We start from the raw sequence: 246 nt of genomic DNA, 5'->3' as shown, positions 1-246 counted from the left end.
ATACCAACACCGAAATGAAAGAAGCGATAGCGCAGCGTAAACCACTGGTTACCACCGCTGGGCCGCGTAGTCTGATTTTCCGTGGGGCCATTACCGGTGTAGATACCAGCAAAGAAGGGCTGCAATTCTATGAAGTGGTTCCTGTTGCATTAGTGGTTGCGGGGACGCAAATGGCTACAGGCCACCGTACCATGGATACTCGCCTCTATTTTGAAGGTGAGCTGATTGATGCAGCGACTAATAAAC

General features: G+C 50.4%; 1 protein-coding gene. It reads left to right on the top strand.

Annotated elements, in window-relative coordinates; all coding sequences use genetic code 11:
- Positions 1 to 14 precede the first annotated feature (14 nt).
- A partial coding sequence (locus AC0IZJ_RS28630) for a DUF3313 domain-containing protein (RefSeq protein ID WP_471855664.1) occupies positions 15 to 246 on the top strand: 232 nt, incomplete at its 3' end.

The sequence above is a fragment of the Roseateles sp. AC306 genome, from assembly GCF_979253795.1.
This window is presented reverse-complemented; position numbering and strand designations above follow the sequence as displayed.